Here is a 24,765-nt window from a genome sequence, read left to right as displayed (position 1 = left end):
CGCTGTCGTTAAAGATGGAAAGGAACGCGATTCGCCTTCGGCGGAGCGCATTACATTCCTCGTTTAATGCACGTGCAGACTTAAAGTAGCGAAAGGTGAGACCTACTCACATGATCTCTTCCAATAACAATCTCGCGGATATCAAGGTCGTCGGCGTCGGCGGCGGCGGCGTCAACGCCGTCAACCGCATGATCGAAGAAGGCCTCAAGGGTGTTCAGTTCGTCGCCATCAACACCGACTCCCAGGCCCTCATTTTCTCCGATGCAGACACCAAGCTCGACATTGGCCGTGAGGCCACCCGTGGCCTCGGCGCCGGCGCTAACCCTGAGGTAGGAAAGACCTCCGCAGAAGACCACAAGTCCGAAATTGAAGACGCCCTCGAGGGCTCCGACATGGTCTTCGTGACTGCCGGCGAGGGTGGCGGCACCGGCACCGGTGCTGCTCCGGTCGTGGCGTCTATCGCGAAGAAAATGGGTGCGCTGACCGTCGGTGTTGTCACCCGCCCGTTCAAGTTCGAAGGCGCTCGCCGTACCCGCCAGGCCATGGCCGGCATTGAGGAGCTGCGCGAGGTCTGCGATACCCTCATCGTCATTCCGAACGATCGCCTGATGCAGCTCGGTGGGGAAGAGCTCTCCATCGTTGAGGCTTTCCGTGCTGCCGATGAGGTGCTGCACAATGGTGTGCAGGGTATTACCAACCTGATCACCATCCCGGGCATGATCAACGTCGACTTTGCGGACGTCCGCTCCGTTATGTCTGACGCTGGCTCCGCGCTGATGGGCATCGGTTCCGCCCGCGGTGATAACCGCGCCATGACCGCTGCTGAGCAAGCCATTAACTCCCCGCTGTTGGAATCCACGATGGAAGGCGCCAAGGGCGTGCTGCTGTCCATCGCCGGCGGCTCCGATCTCGGCCTGCACGAAGTAAACGCCGCCGCCTCCATGGTGGAAGAGCGCGCTGACGAAGACGTCAACCTCATCTTCGGTACCATCATCGATGACACCCTGGGCGATGAAATCCGCATCACTATCATTGCCACGGGTTTCGATGCCGAGGCCAATATGACCCAGGCCGCTGCGCAGCAGCAGCCGCAGCAGGAACAGCGCAAGCCGGGCTCCCTTTTTGACAATCGCCAGCGCGAAGCCGCAGAACCCGTCACCCCGGCACCGGCGCAGCCCGCTGCCGCTCAGCCGGTACAGGATGACTACTCTCCGCGCCACTCCTACGAGCCGCGCGCCGGCCAGGAGCGAGAGCGCTACGCCCCGCAGCGCCCCGCCGAGGAGCGTCGCCCAGAATCTAGCGGTCTGTTCACCAACTCTGACCGTTTCTCCCGCGAGGAGCGCCGCGATGACTACCGTTTGTCCCGCCCGTCGCAGCGTCGTGACGATGACGGCGACGACGATCTGGACGTGCCTTCCTTCATGCGCTAAGCGCAAAGCGCTACGCTGGTGTGCATGCCAGTAAACGAGGAACATCGCACCACACGCCCCGTCCGCATGGTTTTTACTAGCCGTGCTGGCGGGGCGTCTGCTATTCCATACGACTCCTTCAACTTGGGGCACCACGTCGGCGATGACCCCGACGCGGTTGCCGCTAACCGCGAGCGCCTGAAGCGCGTGACCGGTCTGGACGACATCGTGTGGATGGAACAGCTTCACACCAATACCGTCACCGTCGTCGATGGTCCACAGGACGAGCCCGTGCCAGCCACAGACGCAATTGTCACCACCCAGCGCCGCTTGGGCTTGGGCGTCCTTGTTGCGGATTGCACGCCGGTGCTGCTTGTCGACGTCACCGCTGGCGTCATCGCCGCCGCCCACGCTGGCCGCCTTGGCGCCCGCAACGGCCTTGTGGTCAATACCGTGCGCGAAATGCAGAAGCTTGGCGCACAGCCCGAGCGCATTCAGGTGGTCATGGGGCCGGCCGCTTCCGGAAAGAACTACGAAGTGCCTGAGGAAATGGCCAATGACGTCGAGAGTCGCTTGCCCGGTTCCAAGACTCGGACGTCGAAGGGCACGTGGGGCATCGATGTGCGCGCAGGGCTGATTCGCCAGCTCATGGGGCTAGGCATCACCGCGATTGAATCCGACCCGCGCTGCACCATCGAAGACGAAGACTTCTTTTCCTATCGCCGCGAAGGCACCACCGGCCGCCAGGCTGGACTAATTTGGTTGGAGGCTAAGTAATGTCAGACCGAAAGGCACAGCTAGAACAAAACCTATCGGCCACCCTTGCCGAGATTGAACGGCTAGCAGCGCAGTCAGGGCGAAAACCACCGCAGCTGTTGCCGGTAACGAAGTTTCACCCAGCTGCCGATATTGCCCTGCTGGCAGAGCTAGGAATTACCGACGTCGCCGAAAACCGGGAGCAAGAAGCCCGCGCCAAGGCCGCTGAGCTGCCGCAGCTGCGTTTCCACATGATTGGCCAAATTCAGACCAAAAAAGCCAACCATGTAGCCCGATGGGCGGCCAGCGTGCATTCGCTTGATTCCCTCAAGCTGGCCCACGCACTGGAGCGAGGCGTTTCCTTAGCCAAGGAACGAGGCGAGCGCGAAAGCAATTTGCCGGTTTTTATCCAAGTCTCCGCCGACGGTGACGGTGCTCGCGGTGGTGTTTCTCCTGAGGCACTCGATGAGCTCGTGCGTGCCGTAGAAGAAGCGCAGCACCTAGAACTTGCCGGACTCATGGTGGTTCCGCCACTTGATGCCGATGCAGGTGAGGTATTCCGAAACGTCCGCGGAGAGGTAGATCGCTTATCCTCTGAGCTGAATCGACCGTTGAAATTCTCTGCTGGCATGAGTGCGGACATGGCCGAGGCAATTGCTGCGGGCAGTGATATCGTGCGTGTCGGAACCAGTATCATGGGGCCGCGGCCAGTAGGTTAAAAACATCGCAAAAGCGCATTTCACAGCGTAAATCACATGAGTCACACTAGACACAGTTTGCGCGTTTAGACTTGTACAAATTTAGGTCAGAGGGAGACCCAAAAATGTCATTCATTGATAAGACGAAGGATTTCTTCGGGCTGGGCCCGGTGGACATCGAAGAAGACGATGCCTACTACAACGAGGAGCCGCGTTACTCCGAAAATAGCTCCTCGGCCTACGCACCTCGCCGCGCCCCGCAGTCCTACGATCCGGCCCCGGTACAGGAGGAATTCGTCCCGACCATCGTGGCTATTTCCCTGACGTCTTTCAATGACGCCGCCAAGGTAGGCGAGCCCTTCCGCGACGGCGATGCCGTTGTCTTCGAGTTGACTGACGCCGAAAAGGCCACCGCCAAGCGCTTCATCGACTTCGCTGCCGGCCTCTGCTTCGGCCTGGAGGGTCGTATGCTCAACCTCACCAAGGGCATGGACACTGAGCGCAAGGTCTTTTCCATCGTGCCTAAGTCTGCGGACATTGCAAAGCACGAACTCGAGCGTGCCGCAGGCCTGCGCTAAAGCAGCACGGTTCATGTGACCCCCGCGGGGTGCCGATTGGGCACCTGCGGGGGTTTATTCGATAGGCTCGGTCATTGTGACACAACTCGGAATTATTCTTATCCTGCTCGTGCGGATCTATACGTGGGTGCTCATCGCCCGCATCATTATTGAGATGATCCAGTCTTTCTCGCGGCAGTTCAACCCTCCACGCTGGTTTATGGTTATAGCGGAGCCCCTGTTTGTGATTACGGATCCGCCGGTCAAGGCGTTGCGGCGCCTGATCCCGCCCCTGCAAATGGGTGGCGTAGCGCTCGATGTATCGGTGCTTGTACTGTTCGTCTTGCTCTCGATACTCACAATGATCTTGCAGATGATTTTTCTGACGTAGCACCCCCGTCGCCTCGAAACCTGTGGTAAACGTTGAGACTCGGCGGGGCGTCGATTATTGTGGGCGTTTGGTTACGATAAATCGCGATAACCCGTATTATGAACCACATGTACCTTTGTGGGGAAGGTTTAGTTAGACCTGAACCGCACTCCTAAGGCCCTGGAAGCTCCGGGGTTGTACCAACCTGAAGGGGAAGAGAAGACATGCCACTGTCACCAGCTGATGTTCACAACGTCGCGTTCAGCAAGCCGCCAATTGGCAAGCGCGGCTACAACGAAGACGAGGTGGATCAGTTCCTCGACCTCGTAGAGGACGCCCTTGCCCAGCTGCAGGATGAGAACGAAGACCTGCAGGCGCAGGTTAGCGATCTGAACTCCCAGGCCAAGGCGGGTGCTGGCGCCGGTGCTGCTGGTACCGCAACTGCGGCTTCCACCCGCACCGATGAGGCTGCGCTGCGCAAGGAGATTGAGGCTAAGCTGCGCGCCGAGTACGAAACCAAGCTGGCGGACTCCAAGTCCGAGGTTTCCCGTGCCAAGGAAGAGACCAAGAAGGCACAGGAGCAGGTTAAGGCTGCCCAGGCTGAGGCTTCTAAGGCACAGGCATCTGGCTCTGCCGCTGCTTCCTCTTCCGCAGACCTGAAGGCAGCCCGCGATGAGGCGGCTCAGGCCAAGAAGGACGCCGAGGCAGCTCGCGCCGAGGCAGCCCAGGCAAAGAAGGACCTCGAGGCTTCTAAGAAGGAAAACGACGAGCTGAAGAAGTCGGCTTCCGCAGCTGGTTCCTCCAAGGCTGGTGCAGCGGCTGCGGGTATCGCAGGCGCTGGTGCGGCTCAGACCGCCGATGGCCTGGCCACCCCAGAAACCCACATGCAGGCTGCCCGCGTTCTGGGACTGGCACAGGAGATGGCAGACCGCCTGACCTCCGAGGCTCGTGCGGAGTCCGAGTCCATGCTGTCCGAGGCACGCACCGCCGCCGAGAAGCAGCTGACCGACGCCGATTCCCGCTCCAAGGCACAGCTTGCTGACGCCCAGAAGAAGTACGACGCCCAGCTGCAGGACGCAGATTCCCGCTCCAAGAAGCTGGTATCTGACGCTGAGGCAAAGGCAAAGCAGACCGAGTCTGATGCTTCCTCTCGCGCAGAGGCACAAATCCGCCAGGCAGAGGAGAAGGCTGCTTCCCTGCAGGCCGATGCCGAGCGCAAGCACACCGAGGTTATGAACACCGTCAAGCAGCAGCAGACCGCACTGGAGGCTCGTATCTCCGAGCTGCGCACCTTCGAGCGCGAGTACCGCACCCGCCTGAAGACCCTGCTGGAGTCTCAGCTGGAAGAGCTGGCTACCCGCGGCACCGCCGCACCGAACGGCGAGGCTGGCAACAACTAAGCCACCCCGTTCTTCCTAGCGCCCCCGCCACCGCGGCGGGGGCGCTATTGTTGTTTTAGACCGTCGTGCTATAGCCCGCCCCTACCGAAAGGAACCACTGTGCTCGTAGCCGCTTTAGTTCTCGCCCTCGTGGCATTCGTGGCCTTGGTCAACTTTGTTATCTCGGGTGCAGATTGGTCGCTGTATATCGTTTTTGGCGCCGCCGGCGTCGGACTCGTGTGCTTCATCCTGGACTGGGCGCATAAGCATCGCGCTGACAAAGCCTCAGCAACTGAATCCCCCGAGGAGGAGGCTCTGCGCGCAGCCTTCCACGAGGACTAACGCCGCGAGACCCCAAGCTTTCGGTTGCAGGCATGCCAATAAGGCGCACGAGGCGCCTTATTCCGCGGTCGGGCTCTAGCAATCGGGCGGTTGCCACCGAATCTGCCCGTTCGTCCGGGCAAGTCGCCCGCGCAGCGGCGGGGCGTTGGGATCGTCATCGTTGGCGCCATTGTGGTACGCGCAGGCTGTGGATAAGTTCGCGATATTGGTCAATCCACCGTGCAACCACGGCTCCAGATGGTGAATTTGGCATTCGTCGGCAGGCTTAGCGCAGCGCGGCCATGGGCATACCGGATTTTCCGCACCCGCCATCAACCGCTGCTTAGCATTGGCGAAGCGCTCCGTGCGGTACAGGTTCACCGCGCCTTCATAGGGGCTCACCAGAGTAATGAGTCCATGCTCCTTTAACGTGCGGCGCACATACTGCGCACCCGTAAGCGTTGCTCCGTTGGTCATCTGCAAGGTGATTTCCTCACCATCGCCGTTGACGATGCGCACGTAGTCTTCCAGGCGCACGATGACATTGGTTACCACCGTGCTTCGTTGCCCCGTATCACTGCCGAAGAAGGTATCTTCCACCACATCCAGCGGCTTTTTATCCTGGTTTTCCACGGCCGCGTGGAGGTCAGCAATGAACGAGGATGAGCCGTCGATCGCTAGCGTCCACGGCGCATCCTTGCGGCGGATGATGCGTATACCAGGCTTTATCTTGCGCTTTTTCTTCGGAACCTTGGATTGCGCCAGCTTTTCTAGTGCCGCTGCTGTGGCCTTGGTGGTACATAGCTGTTCGCGGAGGACCCAGGCGTCGAAAAGCGTGGGCATCTTGCGCGCATACTTTTCAATGATGGATAAAGCAACGATGGAATGCCCATTGTGCTGAGCTCCTTCGATGGCACGACGACGCTTCCTTGTGAACTTGGTCGTGCCGCAGTACGCCTCTTTTAGCAATGCCAACTCGCGGGCCGTTTTTTCAGCGGCGCCTCGCGCGCAGAGGTCGTCCTCGGACATGCCTGCGCACCCGAGGACGATGTCCATCCCGGGTGCCATGGCTGCGAGGTAAGTATCTAGCGCGTTCACGATTCACAATTTATTTCCCAGCGCAAGCCCCCACAAGGGAAAATTTTTGGCCTGTGGATAACTTCTTGTGCACGAAGATTCTGTGGCGCTATACTGTGGCCTACACGCAGTGATCCGGCCATCACCGGGGAGCAATTCAGAAGAACAGCCAGTGTGGCCCAGTAGAACTGAACGGGTGGGACCGTCAACTCCTTCACCGAAACGAAGCGGAGCCTGCGGGCTCAAGCAGGGTGGTACCGCGAGCCTTAAAGGCGCGTCCCTGCACCGTGTTAAGAGTGAAGGATAATTATGGCGAAAAAGATTTACCCCAAGGTCGATATGACCGGCGGCTCCAGCCGTTTCCCAGATATGGAAGAGGAAGTCCAGAAGTACTGGAAGCAGGATGATACCTTCCAGGCTTCGCTGGAAAAGACCAAGGACTGCCCAGAGTACATCTTTTATGATGGCCCCCCATTCGCTAACGGCTTGCCGCACTATGGCCACCTGCTGACCGGTTATGTGAAGGATATTGTCCCGCGCTACCGCACGATGGCTGGCAATTACGTACCTCGCGTATTCGGCTGGGATACCCACGGTCTGCCCGCTGAGCTGGAGGCGGAAAAGCAGCTGGGTATCACTGAAAAGGCGCAGATCGAAGACATGGGCTTGGAAAAGTTCAATGAATACTGCGCTAAGTCCGTGCTGGAGTACACCGACGAGTGGGAAGAGTACGTCAACCGCCAGGCCCGCTGGGTGGACTTTGGCAACGGCTACAAGACCATGGATATCAACTACATGGAATCGGTCATGTGGGCGTTCAAGGAGCTTTATGACAAGGGCTTGATCTACAAGGGCTTCCGAGTTCTTCCGTACTCTTGGGCGGAGCACACTTCTTTGTCCAATCAGGAGACCCGCCTGGACGATTCTTATAAGATGCGCCAGGATCCGACCCTGACGGTTACCTTCCCAGTGGAGGGCGCGCGCGAGGGAAGCGCGGCAGAAAAGACGTTGGCGGAGTACCCTGCGCTTGCCGACGCCTCTTTCCTCGCCTGGACCACCACCCCCTGGACCTTGCCTTCGAACGAGGCCTTGGCGGTTCATCCAGAGGTTACCTACGTGCTCTTTAAGGCTACGGAGGGCGATTTTGCTGGCCGTACCTTCATCATGGCGGAAAACCTGCTGGCCACCTTGGAGAAGGAACTAGGGGAGGCCGAGGTACTGGAGACGTTTACCGGCGCGCAACTCGAGGGCTTTACCTATGAGCCTATCTTCGGCTTCTTCCCGGATCTGCGCAATGCCTACCAGGTCTTGATCGCTGATTACGTCACCACAGAGGACGGCACCGGTGTGGTACACCAGGCTCCTGCGTTTGGTGAAGACGATATGAATACCACCAACCAGTACGACATCGAGCTGGTCATCCCGGTGGACGAGGACGGCAAGTTCACCTCGCAGGTTCCGCCTTATGAGGGCCAGCTGGTCTTTGACGCGAATAAGGACATCATCAAGGACCTGAAGGCTGCTGGGCGAGTGGTGCGCCACGTAACCATCGAGCACTCCTATCCGCACTCGTGGCGCTCGGGCGAGCCGCTTATCTACATGGCGCTGCCGGCCTGGTTCGTGAAGGTGACCGAGTTCCGCGATCGCATGGTGGAGCTTAACCACAAGGAGATTGAGTGGCTGCCGGAGCATATCCGGGATGGCCAGTTTGGCAAGTGGCTCGAGGGCGCGCGCGACTGGAATATCTCTCGTACCCGCTACTGGGGTGCGCCTATCCCGGTGTGGATGTCCGATGATGACAACTATCCGCGCATCGATGTCTACGGCTCCTTGGATGAGCTGGAGCGCGATTTCGGAGTTCGTCCGGAGTCGCTGCACCGTCCGCACATCGACGAGTTGGTGCGCCCGAACCCGGATGATCCGACCGGTAAGTCGATGATGCGCCGCGTGCCAGACGTGCTGGATTGCTGGTTTGAGTCCGGCTCGATGCCCTTTGCGCAGAAGCACTACCCATTCGAGAATAAGGAATGGTTTGAGACCCACTCGCCGTCCGATTTCATCGTGGAGTACTCCGGTCAGACGCGTGGTTGGTTCTATGTGATGCACGCGCTGTCCACCGCGCTTTTTGATCGCCCGGCGTATAAGAAGGTCGTGGCCCATGGCATCGTGCTCGGCAACGATGGCCTCAAGATGTCTAAATCCAAGGGCAACTATCCGAACGTCAATGAGGTCTTTGATCGTGATGGTTCGGATGCCATGCGCTGGTTCCTGATGTCTTCGCCTATCCTGCGCGGAGGCAACCTGATCGTGACCGAGCAGGGCATTCGCGAGGGCGTGCGCCAGGCAATCTTGCCTATCTGGAATGCCTATACCTTCCTGCAGCTCTACGCAGAAAAGGAAGCAAAGTTCGACACCAGCTCCACGCATGTTTTGGACCGCTATATCTTGGCCAAGACCCACGACGTCGTGGCCAATGTCAACGCGGCGCTTGCCGATACCGATATCGCCACGGCAACCGAAGAAGTACGCCTGTTTGCCGACGTCCTGACCAACTGGTACGTCCGTCGCTCGCGCGATCGTTTCTGGGAGGGCGAGGACGCCCATCCTGAGGCGTTTAATACCTTGTACACCGTGCTGGAGACCGTGACTCGCGTGGTGGCACCGCTGCTGCCGCACGTGGCAGAGGTTATCTACCGTGGACTGACCGGTGAGCGTTCGGTGCACCTGGCGGATTACCCGCAGGCTGCGGACTACCCGTCCGATGCAGAGCTTGTCTCTGCGATGGATGCGACCCGCGCGGTCGCTTCGGCCGCGTCCTCGGTGCGCAAGTCCAATAAGCTGCGCAACCGCTTGCCGTTGCCGAAGTTGACGGTGGCCCTCAATGGGGCGCAGCGCCTGGCGGACTTTGCCGATATCATCCGCGACGAGGTCAACGTTAAGGAAGTTGAGCTTACGGACGACGTCGATTCGGTAGGCACCTTCCAGGTTGTCTGCAACGCGAAGGTTGCCGGCCCGCGCTTGGGCAAGGACGTGCAGCGCGCCATCAAGAACCTCAAGGCGGGCAACTACGAACGCCGCGGCGAAGAGGTTGTAGTGGACGGCGATATCGTGCTTGGCCCGGATGAGTACACCGAGCGCCTGCAGGCAGCGAATCCGAAGTCGACCGCGCGTATCGAAGGCCTCGACGGCCTGGTAGTACTCGATACCGAGGTGACCGAAGAGCTCGAGGCCGAAGGCTGGGCGGCGGACGTTATCCGCGGCCTGCAGGATGCCCGCAAGGCTTCTGAGTTCGAGGTCTCGGACCGCATCGCGGCCGTACTCTCTGTCCCAGAGGAGAAGAAGGCCTGGGCGGAGCGTCACGCCGACCACATCGCCGGTGAAGTGCTCGCCACCGATTTCCAGGTGACCACCGAGGCGCTCGATGGTGCGGACGTGCACGAGGTGGTGAAGGGGGTTAACGCTACCGTCGTTAAGCAGTAGCGCCTAAGCCGCCACCTAAAAGTAATTGCCCAGCCTTAGCGGCTGGGCAATTTTTTTATGAGTGATAGGACTTAACGGACCGGGCCGGGCAGGTGAGCGCGCCAGCCGAGGACGACGTTAACGAGGCAGCACAGTGCGAGCACGGCGCCAACGAGGAATAGGGTAGTAAAGCCGAGCAGCGGCGCGAGTGCGCTGAAGGCCATGGGGATGAAGAAGCCGGTATAGGACACCGAGTAGTACACGGCGGTGAGGCCGGCGAGTTCTTCGGCACGGGCGATGCGCTGGACCTCAGAGAGACCGGCTACAAGGGCGAGGCCGTAGCCTGCACCCATGACAGCGGCACCGGCGATGCCGAGCGGCAGGGAGCGAGTATGGGAGGCAACCGCGCCGAGGATGGTGCCCACAGTGATAACGCCCATGGCAACTGCGGAAGCGCGGGCGGAGCGGCTGGTATCGATAACCTTGCCGAGCATCTGGATGCCGACGCCGCAGCCCAAGGTGATAACGGTCATCAGGCCCGAGAAAGCGATGGGGGCATCGCCGGCAGACTTGGACAAAAGCTGGGGCAGGAGGGCATAGGCGGCGCCAGCGCAGCCGAAGACCCACGGTGCGACCGGCAGGACAATGCGCACGAAGCGGCGGTGTGCTGCGGAGGGAATGTGCAGCATGCGCAGCATGTCGCGGATGCTCAGGTCAAGGAAGGAGTCTTTTACCGTAGCGCCCCGCGGCGGGCGGGTTTCCGGGGTCTTCATCAGCCAGATAGCGGTGGCGACGGTGAGGAGGATGTGCAGGATATACGCCAAGTGGGTCGGCCACGGGCCCCACTGGGCCAGCACCGATGCGAGGCCGGCGCCGATGAGGAAGCCTAATGTCAGGCACATGGAGGCGTGGCGCGGGCCGGCAGCGGGATCGCCGCCTGCGCGGGTGATGAGCTCTGCCACCCACGTGGAGCCGACGGCCATGACGATGCCCAAAGCCAAGCCGCACATGATGCGGCCCACGGCAATGACGAGTGGCTCGTTCGGTGCGATGGACAGAAGGAAGGAACCGAGTAGCGATAGTGGCGCGGCAGGCAGCATCGTGGGGCGGCGGCCAATGTAGTCCGAAAGCGGGCCAGAAATCAGCAGCGCAGGCACGATGCCGAGCACATAGGCGGCCAAGAGGCCATTGACGGTGACCTGCGAGAAGTGTGACTCCTCGCGGTACATGACTAGGAGAGGGGTGAACTCATTGCCGCCCCACGCGACAGCGACCATGCTGCCAGCGACGGGAAACCATGAGTGTTTGGCAAACTTTTCGGTCATAGTTGATTCCTCGAGTTGGTTAGGTGGGTGTCCAATGCGGAAAGGTAGGCGTCGAGGTCGCCGGTGCGGAGGGCATCGGCAAGCGCGCGGTGCTGATCCACGAAGGTGCGGGCGCGGGCTACGTTGCGGCCAATGGCCGTGGCGGTAAAACGCTGCTGGCGTTCGCGCAGCTGGTGTCCCAGCCCGGCCAGCAGGGTATTGGCCCCGCCATCCATGATGATCTGGTGGAAACGCGCATCTAGGTGCGTATAGGCATGCAGGTCTGCGCCATTCAACGCAGTGTCCTGCTCCGCGATGGTCGCGTCCAGCTGATCAGCGATGTCCGCGCGCTCGGCATCAGACATTGCGCAGATCTTTTCAGCACAGTGCCTATCCACGAGCAAGCGTGCCTCATAAACCTCGCGGATTTCCTGCGGGCTGATCGGCACGATGAGTGCACCCCGCCTGGGGTAGAGCTGTAGAAAGCCTTCGACCTCTAGGCGCAGGAAAGCCTCGTGCATCGGGGTGCGGCTAATTCCCATTTCGGTAGCCAGGGAGGCCTCGGAAAGCATCTGCGAGGGCTCGAAGGAGCCGTCAATGATCTTCTCTTTGACGAAGTCATAGGCGCGCTCCGCGGCGGGCTGCATTCGTTCATTGGACATGCATCCATCTTGCATGCAAGCTTGCATGCAAGCAAGCGTGCAGTGGCACTTTGTGGGGAACGGATCTAGCTAGGCAAACGTGTGACGTGGCACGTATCGGGGTCGAAGAGTAAGCCGTGGCCCATGCCGACCCAGCCGATGAAGGGGGCGTCGGCAAGCGTGTGCGGGGTGTGGACGTGCCCGAGGATCCAGGCATCGGCCTCGCAGGCCTGTAGCTCAGCCACGGAAAGCGGCAGGCAGGTGCCTTTAGAAAACTCACCGGTGACGGAAGAATGTAGGAGGCCGAGGAGGGGCCCGTCGCAGCGGCGGGGAGGAAGCTGGAGGTGGCGCGGGTCCGGATCGGTGGCCACCGCTGCGGTTAGAACCGTGGTGTTTCCTATGCGAAAGGTATGCACCTGCGTGCCGTGGACTGTGACCTCGGGCGGTAAGTCCAGGTTGTGGTGGGTATCGTGGTTGCCAGAAATGAAGTGGACCTCGCCGAACAGTGTGGCAGCGTGGGCCATTACGGCGCGGGCCTGGGGCACGAATTCGGACGCCTCAGCGTTGCGGTCGATGATATCGCCCAAGCACACGCACGCCGTGGCTCCACTATTGGCGGCAACTTCGAGTTCTTGCAGGGCCCAGTCCAGCCCAGGGGCGCCCGGGCGGCCTAGGTGCAGATCGGCAAAGACAAAAATGCTAGCGGGCATGTGCGGCCTTCCGGTTTTGCCACCAGGTGATAGCTACCAAGACAACGGTGGAGGTTCCGACGCCGATGAGCGTCATAGCCATGGCCTCGGCACGGTGGCCTTGATCGAATTGGTTCATGATCCACGGAGCCAAGAGGTTGACTTGGCTCGGGCGAATGAGTGAGGACATGACCAGCTCGCGGATGCCTACGAAGAAGGCGAGGAGCCAGCCAGCGAAGATGCCAGGGGCAAGCAGGGGCAGGGTGATGCGCCCAAAGGTATGCAGAGTGGAGGAGCCGGAAATTGCAGCGGCCTCGTAGACGGTAGGGGAGACGGACTCTGCTGAAGCCTTGATGTTTTGGATGGCCATGGGCAAAAAGAGCACGGTGAAGGCCATAACTAGCATGCCCATAGTGCCGTAGGGCGACCATGGCAGCCAGGGAGAGTTCCACAGCAAAATAAATCCAATGGCCAGGACAATTCCGGGAACGGTGTCGGGGGCGATGGCCAAGAAATCGCTGAATTTTGCGGTAATGGTGCTTTGGCGGCGGGTGAGCACCGTGACGAGGACGCCGAGAGCAACGGCGGTGGTCGCGCCAAGGGCGCCTAGTCCGATGGAGCGAACAAGTGCCTCTTGAGCGGTGGGCATCTGCACAACGATGGAAAAGTAATCGAAGGTCAGGTTATTAGGCGTAGGCGGGGCCGAGCGCAGAATGGTCATCGCGGCCAAGGTGATGGAAAGGTAGGGGATGACCACCGCGGCCATGAAGATTGTTGCGGTCACCACAGCGCCGAAGATGGTGCCGACCGAGCCGAGGCGGATACGTACGGGGCGGCTTACTCGGCCACCGCCGGAGAGGTCGCGGCGTGAAATCCATTGTTGGAAGGCCCAGGCGGCCACGCCGATGGCAAAGAGCACCGACGAGGAGGCAGCGGCGCTGGAAAAATCGAGGGGGTCGATGGTGACGTCTTCATAGATGGAGGAGACGAGCACCTTGTAGCCAATGGCGTTGCCAAGCGTGACTGGGGTGCCAAACTCGCCGGCGGCCTTAATGAAGATAATCAGCGCGCCGAGGGAAAAGGGGCCGATTATGTTCGGAGCGATGATGCGCACGGCTTGTTGCCAGCGGCTCGCGCCGGCTATCTGTGCCATCTCCAGCGTGGACGCCGGAATGGAATTGAGGCAGGTGCGCAGGATGAGGTACAAGAATGGAAAGAGCTCCGCGGCCATGATGAAGGCCATTCCCCACACCGAGTATATGGCATCGTGGGCGAGCTTGCCGGCGCCGTGGCCGAGCAGCATCTCGGCCACACCACCGCGGCGGGTGAAATCCATCCACGCCATCGCTGCCGCAAAGGGTGGGGTCATAAACGGGATCATGATGACGATCTCGATCCAATTGGCCCTGCTAAACCGCGTCCACGAACGGAGGAAGGCGAGCGGCGCGGCCATGAGCGTGGCAAATGCCACGACCAGCACGGACAGCAAGATGGTATTGCCAAGGATGTGCAGCATGCCCGGTTGGACAATGCTGCCTAGGGCTGAGGGCTCATCGTGGTAGCCCACGGCCGCGTTGACCAGCACGGAGGCTAGCGGCGCGGCGACGAGGGCGAGCAAGATGAGAAGGACCCCGTAGATCCCAAGGCGACGTTGGGGAGTGGTGGTGGAGCTCATTGGTTACTTCAGGTAGCGCTTAGCAAAGGTTTCCTTGATGTCCTTGGACTGAGAAACCAGGCCATCGAGGTCATCGTTGAGGGTCTTAATCTCATCCAGCTTCGGGCCATTCTTTGGAGCGATGTCCTTATTGGCCGGGATCATGTTCTTGGAGGCCGAGATCTCCTGTGCCTCATCGGAGAACATGAAGTCCACGAATGCCTCTGCGGCTTCCTTGTTATCGGAGGACTTGAGGATCATGACTGGGCGCGGGGTAACCGTGGTGCCGGAGGTTGGGATAGCAACCTCGAGCGGCTCGCCCTTCTTCTGCGCGGAGTATGCGGAGTAGTCAACGCCGCCGAGGACAATGCCGCGCGAGCCGGAGGTGACCTGGTCGAGCGCTGGGCCATTGGCGCCTTGGACGATCATGCCGTTGTCAAAGAGCTTGTCAAAGAGATCCCAGGTCTTCTCCTCGCCCCACTGGTCTACCATGGCCGCGATGAGGTCGGCAGCGGTACCGGATTCGCGCGGGTCCGGCATGATGATTTGGTCCTTGTACTTTTCATCGGTGAGATCTTCCCAGTCCTTCGGGGCCTCGTCGACGACGTTGGTGTTGGTTACCAGCGCTAGGGCCGAACCATCGCGGCCGGTAAACGCCCCGCTTTCCGACGCCCACTTGGACTCAATCTTGTCCGCTCCCTCCGGCGTGTACTTTTCAAGGGCGCCGGACTTTTCCTGCTTGCTAGCTGCCGCCCAGGAGGCGAGGTAGACCACGTCAGCCTGCGGGTTGGCTTCCTCGGCCTTGAGCTTGGCGGTGATCTTGCCGGTGGTATCGGCAAAGACGTTGACGTGGACGTCGGTCTTTTCTTCGAAGGCCTCCACGAGGGCGTCGGTAAGCCCCTGCGGGTTAGCCGAGTAGTAATCCACCTCGCCGGACAGGCCTTCAGGTGCCTGCCACTTTTCGGCAGAAGAGGTGGACTGGTCGGTGGCGGTATCGGCGCCGTCCTCGACGGATCCGCAACCGGTCAAGGCGAGCGCACCAGCAGCGGTGGTGGCGATGGTGGCAGTAAACTTTTTGGTGAACATGTGTGGCTCCTATGCAGAAAGAGAAGATGGATAGTTGAGGTAGACGGTCTCGCCGCGAGTGAAGCGATGCGGTGAATACGTCACCCAGGGTTCCTCCGCCCCGGGGACGTCGCAGCGCAACTCGAAGCGTCCACCGATGTAGTGAGCGCCAAGAACCTGCGCCTCGACCCGGCGCGGGGAGGCGCCGGTGTCTTCCTCCGCAGTGGTGACGGTGAGATTTTCTGGACGTACGCTGGGCAGCTGTGGGTGGCGGTTCATGGTGCCTACAAAGCCAGCGATGAAATCGGTGGCCGGCTGTTCATAAAGGGTGACCGGATCCGCGAATTGTTCGATGTGGCCTTGATTCATAACCACGACGCGATCCGACATGGCAAGTGCCTCGGCTTGGTCGTGCGTGACGTAGATGACCGTCAGCCCCAGCTCCTGTGCCAGCTGGGTGAGCTCGGCGCGGATTTGCACGCGCAGCGCGGCGTCGAGGGCGGACAGTGGCTCATCCATGAGCAGGAGGTCCGGATTCGAAACCAACGCACGGGCGATGGCGACGCGTTGCTGTTGGCCGCCGGAGAGCTGGTTTGGCCGCGCCTTCGCTTTGCTGGTGATGCCCACCATGTCCATGCAGGCGCGCACCTTCTCGGACCGCTGGCCTGCCGCCACCTTATTGCCTGGGGTTGTCAGCGGAAACTCGATGTTCTTTTCCACCGTCATGTGCGGCCACAGTGCGAGGTCTTGGAAGACCATAGACAGCCGGCGCTTGTTGACGGCCACATTGGTCCGCGGACCATAAACCTCTCTCTCACCAATGGCAATGGTGCCCGCATTGGGAGTTTCCAACCCGGCGATGCAGCGCAACAGGGTGGACTTACCGCAGCCGGAGGGACCCAGAATAGAGATGAATTCACCGCGGTTGATGCTTAGATCGGTCTCGTGGAGGCCCGTATTATCGGCGAATTCGCGCTTAACGCCGCGCAAGATGACGTGGGGTGAGTTCATAATCAGCGAAATACTTTCTTCAAGAAATAACCTCGAAAAAGATAAGGCCGTAATATTGCATGTGGGTGACGTGGAGATGGAAAGAAATAAAAGCTTTAATTAACGGCACGCAAACACCCAGGAGTGCACCCGTGAGCGCGCCTATTAGACTGGTCCGCATGCAACGCTGGGTTCTACACATCGACATGGACGCGTTTTTCGCCTCCGTCGAGCAGCTGACCCGGCCTACCTTGCAAGGGCGTCCCGTCTTGGTGGGTGGTACCAGTGGGCGCGGCGTGGTGGCTGGCGCCTCCTATGAGGCGCGCGTGTACGGTGCGCATTCGGCCATGCCGATGTACCGCGCGCAGCAGCTTGTTGGACTTCGCGCGGTGGTAGTGCAGCCGCGCCGGGCGGTGTATGCGGCGGCCTCGCGGCGCGTCTTCGGCATCATCGCGCAACACGTGGAGGTTATCGAGCAGCTTTCCATCGATGAGGCTTTTATGGAACCCGCCGCCCTGGAAGGGGCGAGCGCGGAGGAGGTCAAGCGCTGGGCGGATGAGCTGCGCGCGCTCATTCGGGAAGAGACGGGTCTGCCGTGCTCCATTGGGGCGGGCTCGGGCAAACAATTTGCCAAGATTGGCTCCGGCGAGGCGAAGCCCGACGGCACCTTTGTTATTCCGGCGGAGCGCCAGCTAGAAATGCTGCACCCCCTTGCGGTGAACAAGCTGTGGGGAGTCGGCCCGGTGACCGGCGCGAAGCTCAAGTCCATCGGCGTCGAGACCATTGGGCAGCTGGCGGCGATGACGCGCAAGGAAGTAGAGATTTCTATCGGCAGTGTGGTGGGGCTGCAGCTGTGGCGGCTGGCCCGCGGCATTGATGACCGTGAGGTGGCGCCGCGCGCTATTTCTAAACAGATTTCTACCGAGCACACCTACCCGAAAGACTTGCAGACCGCCCCTGAGGTCGATGCAGCCATCACTCGCGCGGCGGAGGGCGCTCACCGCCGGCTGCTTAAGGACGGGCGCGGCGCGCGCACCGTAACGGTAAAGCTGCGCATGGCGGATTTTCATATCGAATCGCGCTCGACCACCTTGCCTTATGCGACTGACGACGCCGCCGTGCTCACCGCCGCCGCCTTCAAGCTTGCCCGCTACCCCGATGAGCTGGGGCCCATCCGCCTGGTAGGGGTGAGCTATTCCGGCCTGGAGGCCGCTCGCCAAGACGTGCTTTTTCCGGAGCTCGACCGCGAAATAGTGCGCCCTGCACCGGCGGATACGGACTATGAGACGGGGGTGAGCGACGACGCAACACCGGCCATTCCAGCGCCTACGGTGACGGTGGAGGAAGAAACCGATAACCAGTGGCACGCAACGCAAGACGTCTTCCACCCCGACTACGGCCACGGTTGGATTCAAGGCGCTGGCCACGGGGTAGTGAGCGTGCGCTTTGAAACCCGCGCCACGGGTCCCGGCCGCACCAAATCCTTCGCGGCTAATGATCCCGCGCTCGTGCCGGCAGACCCGCTCGACTCACTGGATTGGCAAGACTGGCTGACCAGCGAGGACTAGCCCTCCTGAGCAAAAAGCTCTGCCGGATCGGTACCGGTGGCCAGCGCCGCCGCGAGCAGGATTCGCGCTTGGCTCGGGCGGAACCATCCGGCGTTGATGGCGCCACGTTTGCCCAGGCTCGCGCCACCGCCGTCGCCACCGTAAGCCAGCGCCGTCGGGCCATAGGGTGTGCGGGTAGAAATGATGACGGGGAGGCCGGCGTGGAGGGCGTCGGCAAGCGCGCGGCCCATGTCCTCGCCCATGTTTCCCGAGCCCATGGCCTCCACAATGAGACCGGTGGTGGGGGAGTTTACGGCGGCGTCGACCAGCAGGCGCCCCGCTCCCGGATAGGCGGGGATGATCTCGATACGCTGCGACGCCAGCGGGGCAGGATGCAAACGCGGGGTGGTGCCAGGAACCGGCAGCGACTCAAACCCGCGCAGGTCACTGGTGTGTCGCTTGCGCGCACCGCGCGCCGGGATGGTCTCGCCGCCAAAGCAGAGGAAAACCCCAGGGCGCCCGCTGGCCGCTAGCTCGCGGGCAGCGCGCAGATTGGTGGGGCCGTCGGCCGCAGGGTGATCGTAGGCGCGCTGCGCTCCAGTAAGCACGATGGGTTTTGCCCCTGCGCAGAAAATCTCCAACGCCAGCGCGGTTTCCTCCATGGAGTCGGTGCCATGGGTGATGATCACGCCACCGATGTCCTCGCGCGCGGTGTGCTCATTGACCACCGCAATGAGCTCATCGAGGTCCGCCAAAGTAATAGAGGACGAGTCGAGCTGGCGAAACTCCACTACCTCGGCGTCGATTTCAGCGGCAAGGTCCGCGCCGGAGATTGTGGGAACCAGGGAACCATCGGCCACGGTGGTGCACGCGATCGTGCCGCCGGTGGCGATCAAAGCAAGTCGGGTCATGCACTCAAGGTTAAAGAAATCTCCGCCCACGCGGCGGGCGCAGCCCGGAAAAGGCTGGTGCAGCTGTAAACTGATGGGAGTTTAGAACCCAGACGTGAGGAGTTAGAAGTGAAATTCCGCAAGTTTAGCGCCGCGTGCCTCGCACTGACCGCGGCCACCGCCCTGGCCGCCTGCTCTTCCGACGACGAGCAGGACGATACCGCCGCCACCAACACCGAGGCGCAGGAATCCGCCTCTTCCGACGGCGATTCCGCCGCCCCAGCGCTGCCGTCCCCGGCGGACCTCAACGCCATCTTGGCCAAGGCCACGGATCCAAACGCTTCTGAGCAGGAAAAGACCGCCACCGTGCAGGGCGGCGAGACCGCACCGGAAATCTTTGACACCATGACCCAGTCCAAGCAGGAATCCGGCGCCGAGTTTGAGGTCGTCGATCCGGTACTGCCGGGCTATAACCCGCAGTCCGTGCTTACCACTGTGAACTTCACCAAAGATGACGTTCAGCAGCCGACCGCGGAAGAAGTGGAGTTTGTGTATGAAAATGGCACTTGGAAGCTTTCCAAGGCGTGGGCTTGCACGCTCATCCAAAACACGGTGCCGCCGGAGCAGGTTCCAGAAATGTGCGCGGACACCGGCGCCGGTGCCTTCGCACCCGCCCCGGCTCCGGCCGAGGGTGAAGGTGCCCCCGCGGAAGGCGATGCCCCCGCTGCCGGTGCCGAGCAGGCCCCGGCAGAGGCTCCTGTGGAAGCCCCGGCCGAGTAACTAGGAAAAGTTCAGCTCCGTCAGGCTCGACTGCACCACGCGCAGCTCCGAGCCGGCGGCACCATAAATGACCTTCGTGTCGAAAGATACGTCACCGTCTACGGGCAGCGGCTTGCTCAAATCCACCGTGATGCTGCCCTTGGACTTGGTGCTGGAATCTAAAACCTTGAGCTCTTTGTTCTCCAGCTCCGTGCCTTGGGCTTGGCCTGCAAAGGACAGTGCGCCTAGCGAGGGTCGCTGTTCTACCTCTACGTTTAGTTTCACTCGGTCGCCCTCGATGGAAGCGACCGTATAGCGCGTGGTCTGCAGCAGGGTGGACTCGCCGGTAACGCGCGAATCCACCGTCCAGCTCGCTCCCTTGCCTATCTCCTCGGTGGGGAAAACCACGGGTAGGGCCGTCAGCTTCATAATCGCCTGTTCGACGGCGCCGCGGGCTTCATCCGTGGCGTCCTGGGGTGCGGCCAAGCGCAAGGAATTCATCTGGCCTGAATTTTGGCCGCGCCAGCCAAATTGAAATCCCTCGGCTGAGGAGACATCGGTGTCTCCGGACGATTCTGGGGAGCCAGCCGTGACGAACGCATTGCGGGTAGCGGGCAGCTGATCTTCAACGTCCTCGCTAGCCTTATCTACCTTGGCCGATAGCGGCAGGGTAGTGGTGGTGGATTCGACGTCGGAGGCCTGAAACTTCTCGGCCGCGGACTTTTTGAGCAGGTCCTGCGAAAAACCCTCGGTAACGCGGTAGTTCACGTCCTGCGTGGAGTCGATATCCCGGTATTCCAGGAGCTTTTTCTCCCCGGTGCCGGGATTGTCCACGGTGACGCGTGGGGCGTCGATAGTCAGGCCCACGGGCTGTTCTACCGCGGGTCTCGGCTTTTCATAGGAACACGCCGTAAGCGCTACGGCGGCTGTGGTCAGGGCTGCAAAAACTTTGACTCGAAACACGCTTACCAAAATACCGGACGCTCCCGTTTAGAATAGAGCGGGTGAGTCAAAAACGAAGGAGCAAGACAGGACTTATCGCCGCGGTTGTCATCGCCGTGGCGCTGGTAGACCAAGCCGTGAAGCAAATAATGCTCTCCATCCTTACGGAGGGCGAGCCCCTGCCGGTCATTGGGGACTGGTTCCGGTTTACCCTGCTTTTTAACCCTGGCGCCGCCTTTTCCATGGGCGGGGAGGGATCGACGTGGCTTTTTACCACCATTCAGCTGGTCTTTGTGCTCGGCGTGGCCATTGCCGCCCCGCGCATTACCCACTCCGGCCAGGCGGTGGGCCTAGCGCTCATCGCCGGTGGCGCGCTGGGTAATTTCGCCGACCGCATCTTCCGCGCCCCCGGCTTCTGGTTCGGGCACGTGGTGGACTATATTTCGGTCGGCTCTTTCGCCGTGTTCAATATTGCGGACGCGGCCATTACCTGCGGCGTGGTGCTGTTCATCATCGCCATGCTGCTGGAGGAAAGGAAGGCCGAGCATGAATAGGCAAATGCGCAGCTTCCCCATTCCTGAAGGCCTAGAAGGCATGCGTGCCGACGCCGCCCTGGCCAAGCTCCTTGGCCTGTCCCGCAGCGCCACCGCGCAGCTGTGCGCCGAAGGCAGCGTGACCATCGATTCCCAAGAGCTGGGCAAGTCCGAGCGGTTGACCTCCGGCAACGTGGTCTCCGTGCTTTTGCCGGAGCCAGAAAAGCCGTTGCTGCCGCGCGAAGAGCTGGTCGAGGGCATGGACGTGCTCTACAGCGATGCCGATATCATCTGCGTGCATAAGCCGGTGGGCGTGGCCGCACACCCCAGCGTGGGTTGGGACGGGCCGACGGTGATTGGTGGGCTGCGCGCGGCCGGTTATACCGTGGCTTCGTCCGGGCCGACCGAGCGCCAGGGTATCGTGCACCGCCTCGATGTGGGCACGTCTGGCGTGATGGTCGTGGCCTCTTCGGAGCGCGCCTATTCCGCGCTTAAGCATGCCTTTAAGTACCGCAGCGTGAAAAAGACCTACCACGCCGTGGTGCAGGGCCTGCCGGATCCCATCGAGGGCACCGTCGATGCGCCTATCGGCCGCCACCCCAAGTCGGGCTGGAAATTCGCCGTGCTTGACGACGGCAAAGCGGCCGTCACCCACTACAGCCTCATCGAGGCCTTCCGAGAGGCCAGCCTCATCGAGGTGCACCTGGAGACCGGTCGCACCCACCAGATCCGCGTGCACATGTCTGCCACCGGTCACCCGTGCGTGGGCGACCCAATGTACGGCTCGGACCCAAACCTGGCTAAGCGCCTTGGGCTCCAGCGCCAGTGGCTGCACGCGGTAAAGCTCGGCTTTACCCACCCCGGCACCGGCAAGTGGTTCGAGATTGAAGCGCCGTACCCGGCCGATCTCGAGCACGCCTTGGAGGTTCTGCGGGGATGAGGAAGGTCTACCGGCGGCGTCGGCTAGCGGCCCTAGCGGTGCTTGCGGTGCTTTTCCTGGCCGCGCTCGCGCTTTTTGGCACCTTAGGGACCCAGGCTTCTTCGCAGGTGCAAGGAGACCAGCTCGGCCCAGATGGCGAGACGCGCGCGGAGTATATTGCGCGCGTGTCCGGTAGCGACATTCCGGACGCGCCTGCCTACGCCCTTGTCACCTTCGACGAGGATTTGCCACCCGTAGCCGCTGCGGCCGCCGTCGCCGCGGCCCCGCGCATGGATGCCATCCTGATCGGCTCCACCGCCCCCATTGACGTCCCCGAACCCACCGCCGGCGAGGACCGGGCCGCGGTCATCCAACGCGCCTTCGACCGCATCGATGCCTCCTATGGGCAGCGCCCCACCGCGGTGAGCGCCGCCGTGGTGTGGGGGTCGGGCGCCCAGCTTGCCGACGTCGCCTCCACCCCCTCCGTCGCCGCCGTCGAACCCGCGCCCGCGGACGCCGCCTGGGGCAGCTTCGCCATCCGCCCTCCCAGCTAATATCGCCCTCCTGGCCCCTGCGGCGCGCGGTGGCCGCCCAGTGCTTTTAGCATCGAGGGCATGGAACACATTCGGGCTTATATCGCGGCGCTCAACTCGGCGATGGACATCCTCGCCGAGGCCGCCGATGCCTCCGCCGCGGACCTTACCGCCGCTGGCATGCCCGATGCAGAAGCAGAATCCGTTGCGCAGCTCGCGCAGGTCTACTTCGGGACCACCGGCTTTCGCCGCCGCCAACGCCGCGCGGTGGACGGGGCCCGCCGCAACCGGCATTCGCTGCCGACGCTGGAGGTCATCGAAAAGCATGCCCGGCGCGCGCCCACGCAAGCCCGAGCTTGGGCCCTGCGCGCCGAGCTCACCCATATCGCGTGCGATACGCGGGAGATGGAAAGGCGTGCCCGCAAAAAGCTGCGTGAGATGCGCGCGCCGCGGGAGCCCAAGCCGGGGGTGCGGTTGCGCCGCCGCTCCGCCGGAAAACCGTGGACGCTGTCTATCACCGGCCCTTCTACGCTGATTGCAGAACTTCACCAGCATGCCGGCTCGCTTGCCGACGTCGCCTCCTTCTTCCGCACCGGTACCGGCGCCGCCGCAACCGTGCGCACCAACGTTGTGGTGCCACTGGATAAGTTGGTTGGCGTGGCCCATGGCAGCCACGATGTGGTGCTGACCATGACCAATGGCGCGCAGATTACGGGTGCTGAATTGGCCCAGCGCGCGCTTGCCGAGGAGGGATTTGTCACCCTGCTCCACCCCGTAGAGGGCCCAGTGAACCTGTACCGCATGCGCCGTGGGGCCACCTGGAAGCAGTTCATGATGGCCGCGGCGGAAAATCCCACCTGCCCGGTCAAGGGATGCAATAAGCCTGCCGATGAGTGCCAGGTTCACCACATCTTCAGCTGGGCCGGCGGCGGGTGGACAAATGCGAAGAACCTCACCACCGCCTGCGCCTATCACAATGGCCGCAATGATGACCATCGCACCGGCCCGCCGCGCAATGGCCGCTTCGAGCGCACCGCCCGCGGCGTTCGCTGGGTTAACCCCTGGGATCCACCCCCTCCGGACCTTGTCGATACCGGGCCTGCGAATACAACCACCGCGTAGGCTAGACCTATGTCCTCACGCCAGCCTTTTTCGCAGTGGATGCCCAACTACAAATTTGGCTATATCGCCGCGTGGGTCGCGGTGGTGGTTTCCGGCATCGCGCTTTTAATCGGCCTTGTCACCGGCGCCGCCTCGATGACGCTGGTGTTTTCCGGGATCGTATGTGCCTATGGCATTTTTCTCGTCGTGGTGATGCCGCGTTGGGCGCTGCGCGCAGAAGAGGAACAGGCGGCGCGTCGCCGCGCCCGCGCTGCCCGTGAGGAACTTAGGCGCTCCTAGCCATGCGCACCAAGTCGGCGACGTAAATAGCCACCGCCACGCCGATGATGCCGAAGCCGATCCAGCGGTGCGTTGAAAAGTGCTCGTGGGTGACAAAGAGCGCCCACAGCATCTGCATGATGGGGGTGAGGTATTGGAGCATTCCGATCGTCGATAAGCGCAGCGTCCGTGCGCCCTCCGCAAAGCAGAGGAGCGGCAGCGCGGTAGTCAAGCCGGCGCTGACCAAAAGCAGCGCATGGCCGACGCCCTCGCTGGCGAATGTGCCCTGGCCGCTTGTTTCTAGCCACAGGATGTAGCCCACCGCCAGCGGTGACATCACGAGCGCCTCCGCCGCGACCGAGACGGCCGAGGACACCCGGACCTGCTTTTTGAGCAGCCCATAAAAGCCGAAGCTGAAGGCTAACAACAGCGAAATGTACGGCGCTTGGCCGGTAAAGAACGTCAAGTACAGCACCGCGATGGCCGCAACGCCCACCGCTCCGGCCTGCCACGGGCGGAGCCGCTCTTTCAAAAACACCATGCCGAGGGCGACCGACACTAGGGGATTGATGAAATACCCCAGCGCCGCATCGGCCACGTGGTTGCTATTAATCGCCACCACGTAGGTGCCCCAATTGACCGTGATGAATACACCCGCGGCCGCAAGCCAACCCCACGTGCGCTTGTCCATGCGCGCCATTTCGCGCCACCGGCCGCTGAGGAACAAAAATCCCGTGACCAGCACCGCGGTCCACAACACGCGGTGAGCCAAGATTTCCAGTGGCGATGCCGGCAGCAACAGGGGAAAGAACGCGGGGAAAAATCCCCACATGATGTAGGCGGCGAGCGTGTAGAGCATCACAAAATAATAGCCCATTTTGACCGCCCCGCTA

At 61.6% G+C, this 24,765-nt stretch carries 25 protein-coding genes; 15 read left to right on the top strand and 10 right to left on the bottom strand.

Annotated features, from left to right (window positions below):
• Positions 1 to 110: 110 nt before the first annotated feature.
• The 7 genes from ftsZ to MHY24_RS01975 all read left to right on the top strand — a co-directional run bounded on the left by ftsZ (position 111) and on the right by MHY24_RS01975 (position 5,511).
• Positions 111 to 1,430, top strand: coding sequence for a cell division protein FtsZ (ftsZ, locus tag MHY24_RS02005; RefSeq protein WP_204608363.1), 1,320 nt, complete (start codon positions 111 to 113; stop codon positions 1,428 to 1,430).
• 24 nt (positions 1,431 to 1,454) lie between these two features.
• Complete coding sequence (gene pgeF, locus MHY24_RS02000) at positions 1,455 to 2,186, top strand: peptidoglycan editing factor PgeF (RefSeq protein WP_204608365.1); 732 nt, start codon at positions 1,455 to 1,457, stop codon at positions 2,184 to 2,186.
• Positions 2,186 to 2,884, top strand: coding sequence for a YggS family pyridoxal phosphate-dependent enzyme (locus MHY24_RS01995; RefSeq protein ID WP_239228172.1), 699 nt, complete (start codon positions 2,186 to 2,188; stop codon positions 2,882 to 2,884). The genes pgeF and MHY24_RS01995 overlap by 1 nt, the downstream gene beginning before the upstream one ends.
• Positions 2,885 to 2,988: 104 nt before the next feature.
• Positions 2,989 to 3,441, top strand: coding sequence for a cell division protein SepF (locus tag MHY24_RS01990; protein ID WP_239228171.1), 453 nt, complete (start codon positions 2,989 to 2,991; stop codon positions 3,439 to 3,441).
• Positions 3,442 to 3,517: 76 nt separating this feature from the next.
• The gene (locus tag MHY24_RS01985; RefSeq protein WP_005324523.1) at positions 3,518 to 3,811 is read left to right on the top strand and encodes a YggT family protein; all 294 of its coding nucleotides are present in this window, start codon (positions 3,518 to 3,520) and stop codon (positions 3,809 to 3,811) included.
• Between the two features lie 203 nt (positions 3,812 to 4,014).
• On the top strand, positions 4,015 to 5,190 hold the full coding sequence (locus MHY24_RS01980; RefSeq protein WP_239228170.1) for a DivIVA domain-containing protein: 1,176 nt from the start codon (positions 4,015 to 4,017) through the stop codon (positions 5,188 to 5,190).
• 99 nt (positions 5,191 to 5,289) lie between these two features.
• Entirely contained in the window at positions 5,290 to 5,511 is a 222-nt protein-coding gene (locus tag MHY24_RS01975; RefSeq protein WP_239228169.1) for a zinc-binding dehydrogenase, read from the top strand.
• A gap of 75 nt (positions 5,512 to 5,586) precedes the next feature.
• Here the strand turns inward: MHY24_RS01975 and MHY24_RS01970 are convergent, their stop codons facing one another.
• The gene (locus MHY24_RS01970; RefSeq protein ID WP_239228168.1) at positions 5,587 to 6,588 is read right to left on the bottom strand and encodes an HNH endonuclease signature motif containing protein; all 1,002 of its coding nucleotides are present in this window, start codon (positions 6,586 to 6,588) and stop codon (positions 5,587 to 5,589) included.
• 288 nt (positions 6,589 to 6,876) lie between these two features.
• Between MHY24_RS01970 and ileS the strand changes: the two genes are divergently transcribed.
• Positions 6,877 to 10,047 (top strand): isoleucine--tRNA ligase, encoded by a 3,171-nt coding sequence (ileS, locus tag MHY24_RS01965; protein WP_239228167.1) that lies wholly within the window; start codon positions 6,877 to 6,879, stop codon positions 10,045 to 10,047.
• 71 nt (positions 10,048 to 10,118) lie between these two features.
• On the opposite strand, the gene MHY24_RS01960 is transcribed toward ileS, so the two are convergent.
• From MHY24_RS01960 to MHY24_RS01935, 6 genes are all read right to left on the bottom strand, one after another.
• Entirely contained in the window at positions 10,119 to 11,351 is a 1,233-nt protein-coding gene (locus MHY24_RS01960; protein ID WP_239193225.1) for an MFS transporter, read from the bottom strand.
• Complete coding sequence (locus MHY24_RS01955) at positions 11,348 to 11,992, bottom strand: GntR family transcriptional regulator (protein ID WP_204608377.1); 645 nt, start codon at positions 11,990 to 11,992, stop codon at positions 11,348 to 11,350. Before MHY24_RS01955 ends, MHY24_RS01960 begins: the two co-directional genes overlap by 4 nt.
• Before the next feature lie 65 nt (positions 11,993 to 12,057).
• Positions 12,058 to 12,681, bottom strand: coding sequence for a metallophosphoesterase family protein (locus MHY24_RS01950; RefSeq protein WP_239228166.1), 624 nt, complete (start codon positions 12,679 to 12,681; stop codon positions 12,058 to 12,060).
• Positions 12,671 to 14,335, bottom strand: coding sequence for an iron ABC transporter permease (locus MHY24_RS01945; protein ID WP_204608381.1), 1,665 nt, complete (start codon positions 14,333 to 14,335; stop codon positions 12,671 to 12,673). The genes MHY24_RS01950 and MHY24_RS01945 overlap by 11 nt, the downstream gene beginning before the upstream one ends.
• A gap of 3 nt (positions 14,336 to 14,338) precedes the next feature.
• Complete coding sequence (locus tag MHY24_RS01940; protein ID WP_239228165.1) at positions 14,339 to 15,400, bottom strand: ABC transporter substrate-binding protein; 1,062 nt, start codon at positions 15,398 to 15,400, stop codon at positions 14,339 to 14,341.
• Between the two features lie 9 nt (positions 15,401 to 15,409).
• Positions 15,410 to 16,390: an ABC transporter ATP-binding protein gene (locus tag MHY24_RS01935; protein WP_239228164.1), complete on the bottom strand. Its 981-nt coding sequence runs from the start codon at positions 16,388 to 16,390 to the stop codon at positions 15,410 to 15,412.
• A gap of 158 nt (positions 16,391 to 16,548) precedes the next feature.
• Between MHY24_RS01935 and MHY24_RS01930 the strand changes: the two genes are divergently transcribed.
• Complete coding sequence (locus MHY24_RS01930) at positions 16,549 to 17,937, top strand: DNA polymerase IV (RefSeq protein WP_239228163.1); 1,389 nt, start codon at positions 16,549 to 16,551, stop codon at positions 17,935 to 17,937.
• On the opposite strand, the gene MHY24_RS01925 is transcribed toward MHY24_RS01930, so the two are convergent.
• The gene (locus tag MHY24_RS01925) at positions 17,934 to 18,827 is read right to left on the bottom strand and encodes an asparaginase (protein WP_204608389.1); all 894 of its coding nucleotides are present in this window, start codon (positions 18,825 to 18,827) and stop codon (positions 17,934 to 17,936) included. The genes MHY24_RS01930 and MHY24_RS01925 overlap by 4 nt on opposite strands.
• A 108-nt stretch (positions 18,828 to 18,935) precedes the next feature.
• Here MHY24_RS01925 and MHY24_RS01920 point away from each other — a divergent pair, with 108 nt between their 5' ends.
• Positions 18,936 to 19,586 carry a hypothetical protein gene (locus MHY24_RS01920; RefSeq protein ID WP_239228162.1) on the top strand — a complete coding sequence of 217 codons (651 nt, stop codon included), beginning with the start codon at positions 18,936 to 18,938 and terminating at the stop codon, positions 19,584 to 19,586.
• Here the strand turns inward: MHY24_RS01920 and MHY24_RS01915 are convergent, their stop codons facing one another.
• Positions 19,587 to 20,528: a hypothetical protein gene (locus MHY24_RS01915; RefSeq protein ID WP_239228161.1), complete on the bottom strand. Its 942-nt coding sequence runs from the start codon at positions 20,526 to 20,528 to the stop codon at positions 19,587 to 19,589.
• A gap of 32 nt (positions 20,529 to 20,560) precedes the next feature.
• On the opposite strand from MHY24_RS01915, the gene lspA reads away from it, so the two are divergent.
• Genes lspA through MHY24_RS01890 form a run of 5 tightly spaced genes read left to right on the top strand, consistent with a single transcriptional unit; the run spans position 20,561 to position 23,893 of the window.
• Positions 20,561 to 21,061, top strand: a complete 501-nt coding sequence (lspA, locus tag MHY24_RS01910; RefSeq protein WP_239228286.1) for a signal peptidase II — start codon at positions 20,561 to 20,563, stop codon at positions 21,059 to 21,061.
• Positions 21,054 to 21,980: an RluA family pseudouridine synthase gene (locus MHY24_RS01905; RefSeq protein WP_239228160.1), complete on the top strand. Its 927-nt coding sequence runs from the start codon at positions 21,054 to 21,056 to the stop codon at positions 21,978 to 21,980. Before lspA ends, MHY24_RS01905 begins: the two co-directional genes overlap by 8 nt.
• Positions 21,977 to 22,513 carry a hypothetical protein gene (locus MHY24_RS01900; protein WP_204608393.1) on the top strand — a complete coding sequence of 179 codons (537 nt, stop codon included), beginning with the start codon at positions 21,977 to 21,979 and terminating at the stop codon, positions 22,511 to 22,513. The genes MHY24_RS01905 and MHY24_RS01900 overlap by 4 nt, the downstream gene beginning before the upstream one ends.
• 60 nt (positions 22,514 to 22,573) lie before the next feature.
• On the top strand, positions 22,574 to 23,614 hold the full coding sequence (locus MHY24_RS01895) for an HNH endonuclease signature motif containing protein (RefSeq protein ID WP_239228159.1): 1,041 nt from the start codon (positions 22,574 to 22,576) through the stop codon (positions 23,612 to 23,614).
• 9 nt (positions 23,615 to 23,623) lie between these two features.
• Positions 23,624 to 23,893, top strand: coding sequence for a permease (locus MHY24_RS01890; RefSeq protein ID WP_239228158.1), 270 nt, complete (start codon positions 23,624 to 23,626; stop codon positions 23,891 to 23,893).
• Here the strand turns inward: MHY24_RS01890 and rarD are convergent.
• Positions 23,880 to 24,749, bottom strand: a complete 870-nt coding sequence (gene rarD / locus MHY24_RS01885; RefSeq protein ID WP_239228157.1) for an EamA family transporter RarD — start codon at positions 24,747 to 24,749, stop codon at positions 23,880 to 23,882. The genes MHY24_RS01890 and rarD overlap by 14 nt on opposite strands.
• Positions 24,750 to 24,765: the final 16 nt, after the last annotated feature.

The sequence above is a fragment of the Corynebacterium sp. ACRPQ genome (assembly GCF_022347225.1).
Classification (GTDB): domain Bacteria; phylum Actinomycetota; class Actinomycetes; order Mycobacteriales; family Mycobacteriaceae; genus Corynebacterium; species Corynebacterium tuberculostearicum_D.
This window is presented reverse-complemented; position numbering and strand designations above follow the sequence as displayed.

Coding starts and splice junctions, on each gene's coding strand:
- ftsZ (WP_204608363.1), top strand. CDS start 111: ATGATCTCTTCCAATAACAATCTCGCGGATATCAAGGTCGTCGGCGTC.
- pgeF (WP_204608365.1), top strand. CDS start 1,455: ATGCCAGTAAACGAGGAACATCGCACCACACGCCCCGTCCGCATGGTT.
- MHY24_RS01995 (WP_239228172.1), top strand. CDS start 2,186: ATGTCAGACCGAAAGGCACAGCTAGAACAAAACCTATCGGCCACCCTT.
- MHY24_RS01990 (WP_239228171.1), top strand. CDS start 2,989: ATGTCATTCATTGATAAGACGAAGGATTTCTTCGGGCTGGGCCCGGTG.
- MHY24_RS01980 (WP_239228170.1), top strand. CDS start 4,015: ATGCCACTGTCACCAGCTGATGTTCACAACGTCGCGTTCAGCAAGCCG.
- ileS (WP_239228167.1), top strand. CDS start 6,877: ATGGCGAAAAAGATTTACCCCAAGGTCGATATGACCGGCGGCTCCAGC.
- MHY24_RS01960 (WP_239193225.1), bottom strand. CDS start 11,351: ATGACCGAAAAGTTTGCCAAACACTCATGGTTTCCCGTCGCTGGCAGC.
- MHY24_RS01955 (WP_204608377.1), bottom strand. CDS start 11,992: ATGTCCAATGAACGAATGCAGCCCGCCGCGGAGCGCGCCTATGACTTC.
- MHY24_RS01950 (WP_239228166.1), bottom strand. CDS start 12,681: ATGCCCGCTAGCATTTTTGTCTTTGCCGATCTGCACCTAGGCCGCCCG.
- MHY24_RS01945 (WP_204608381.1), bottom strand. CDS start 14,335: ATGAGCTCCACCACCACTCCCCAACGTCGCCTTGGGATCTACGGGGTC.
- MHY24_RS01940 (WP_239228165.1), bottom strand. CDS start 15,400: ATGTTCACCAAAAAGTTTACTGCCACCATCGCCACCACCGCTGCTGGT.
- MHY24_RS01935 (WP_239228164.1), bottom strand. CDS start 16,390: ATGAACTCACCCCACGTCATCTTGCGCGGCGTTAAGCGCGAATTCGCC.
- MHY24_RS01930 (WP_239228163.1), top strand. CDS start 16,549: ATGCAACGCTGGGTTCTACACATCGACATGGACGCGTTTTTCGCCTCC.
- MHY24_RS01925 (WP_204608389.1), bottom strand. CDS start 18,827: ATGACCCGACTTGCTTTGATCGCCACCGGCGGCACGATCGCGTGCACC.
- MHY24_RS01905 (WP_239228160.1), top strand. CDS start 21,054: ATGAATAGGCAAATGCGCAGCTTCCCCATTCCTGAAGGCCTAGAAGGC.
- MHY24_RS01900 (WP_204608393.1), top strand. CDS start 21,977: ATGAGGAAGGTCTACCGGCGGCGTCGGCTAGCGGCCCTAGCGGTGCTT.
- MHY24_RS01895 (WP_239228159.1), top strand. CDS start 22,574: ATGGAACACATTCGGGCTTATATCGCGGCGCTCAACTCGGCGATGGAC.
- MHY24_RS01890 (WP_239228158.1), top strand. CDS start 23,624: ATGTCCTCACGCCAGCCTTTTTCGCAGTGGATGCCCAACTACAAATTT.
- rarD (WP_239228157.1), bottom strand. CDS start 24,749: ATGGGCTATTATTTTGTGATGCTCTACACGCTCGCCGCCTACATCATG.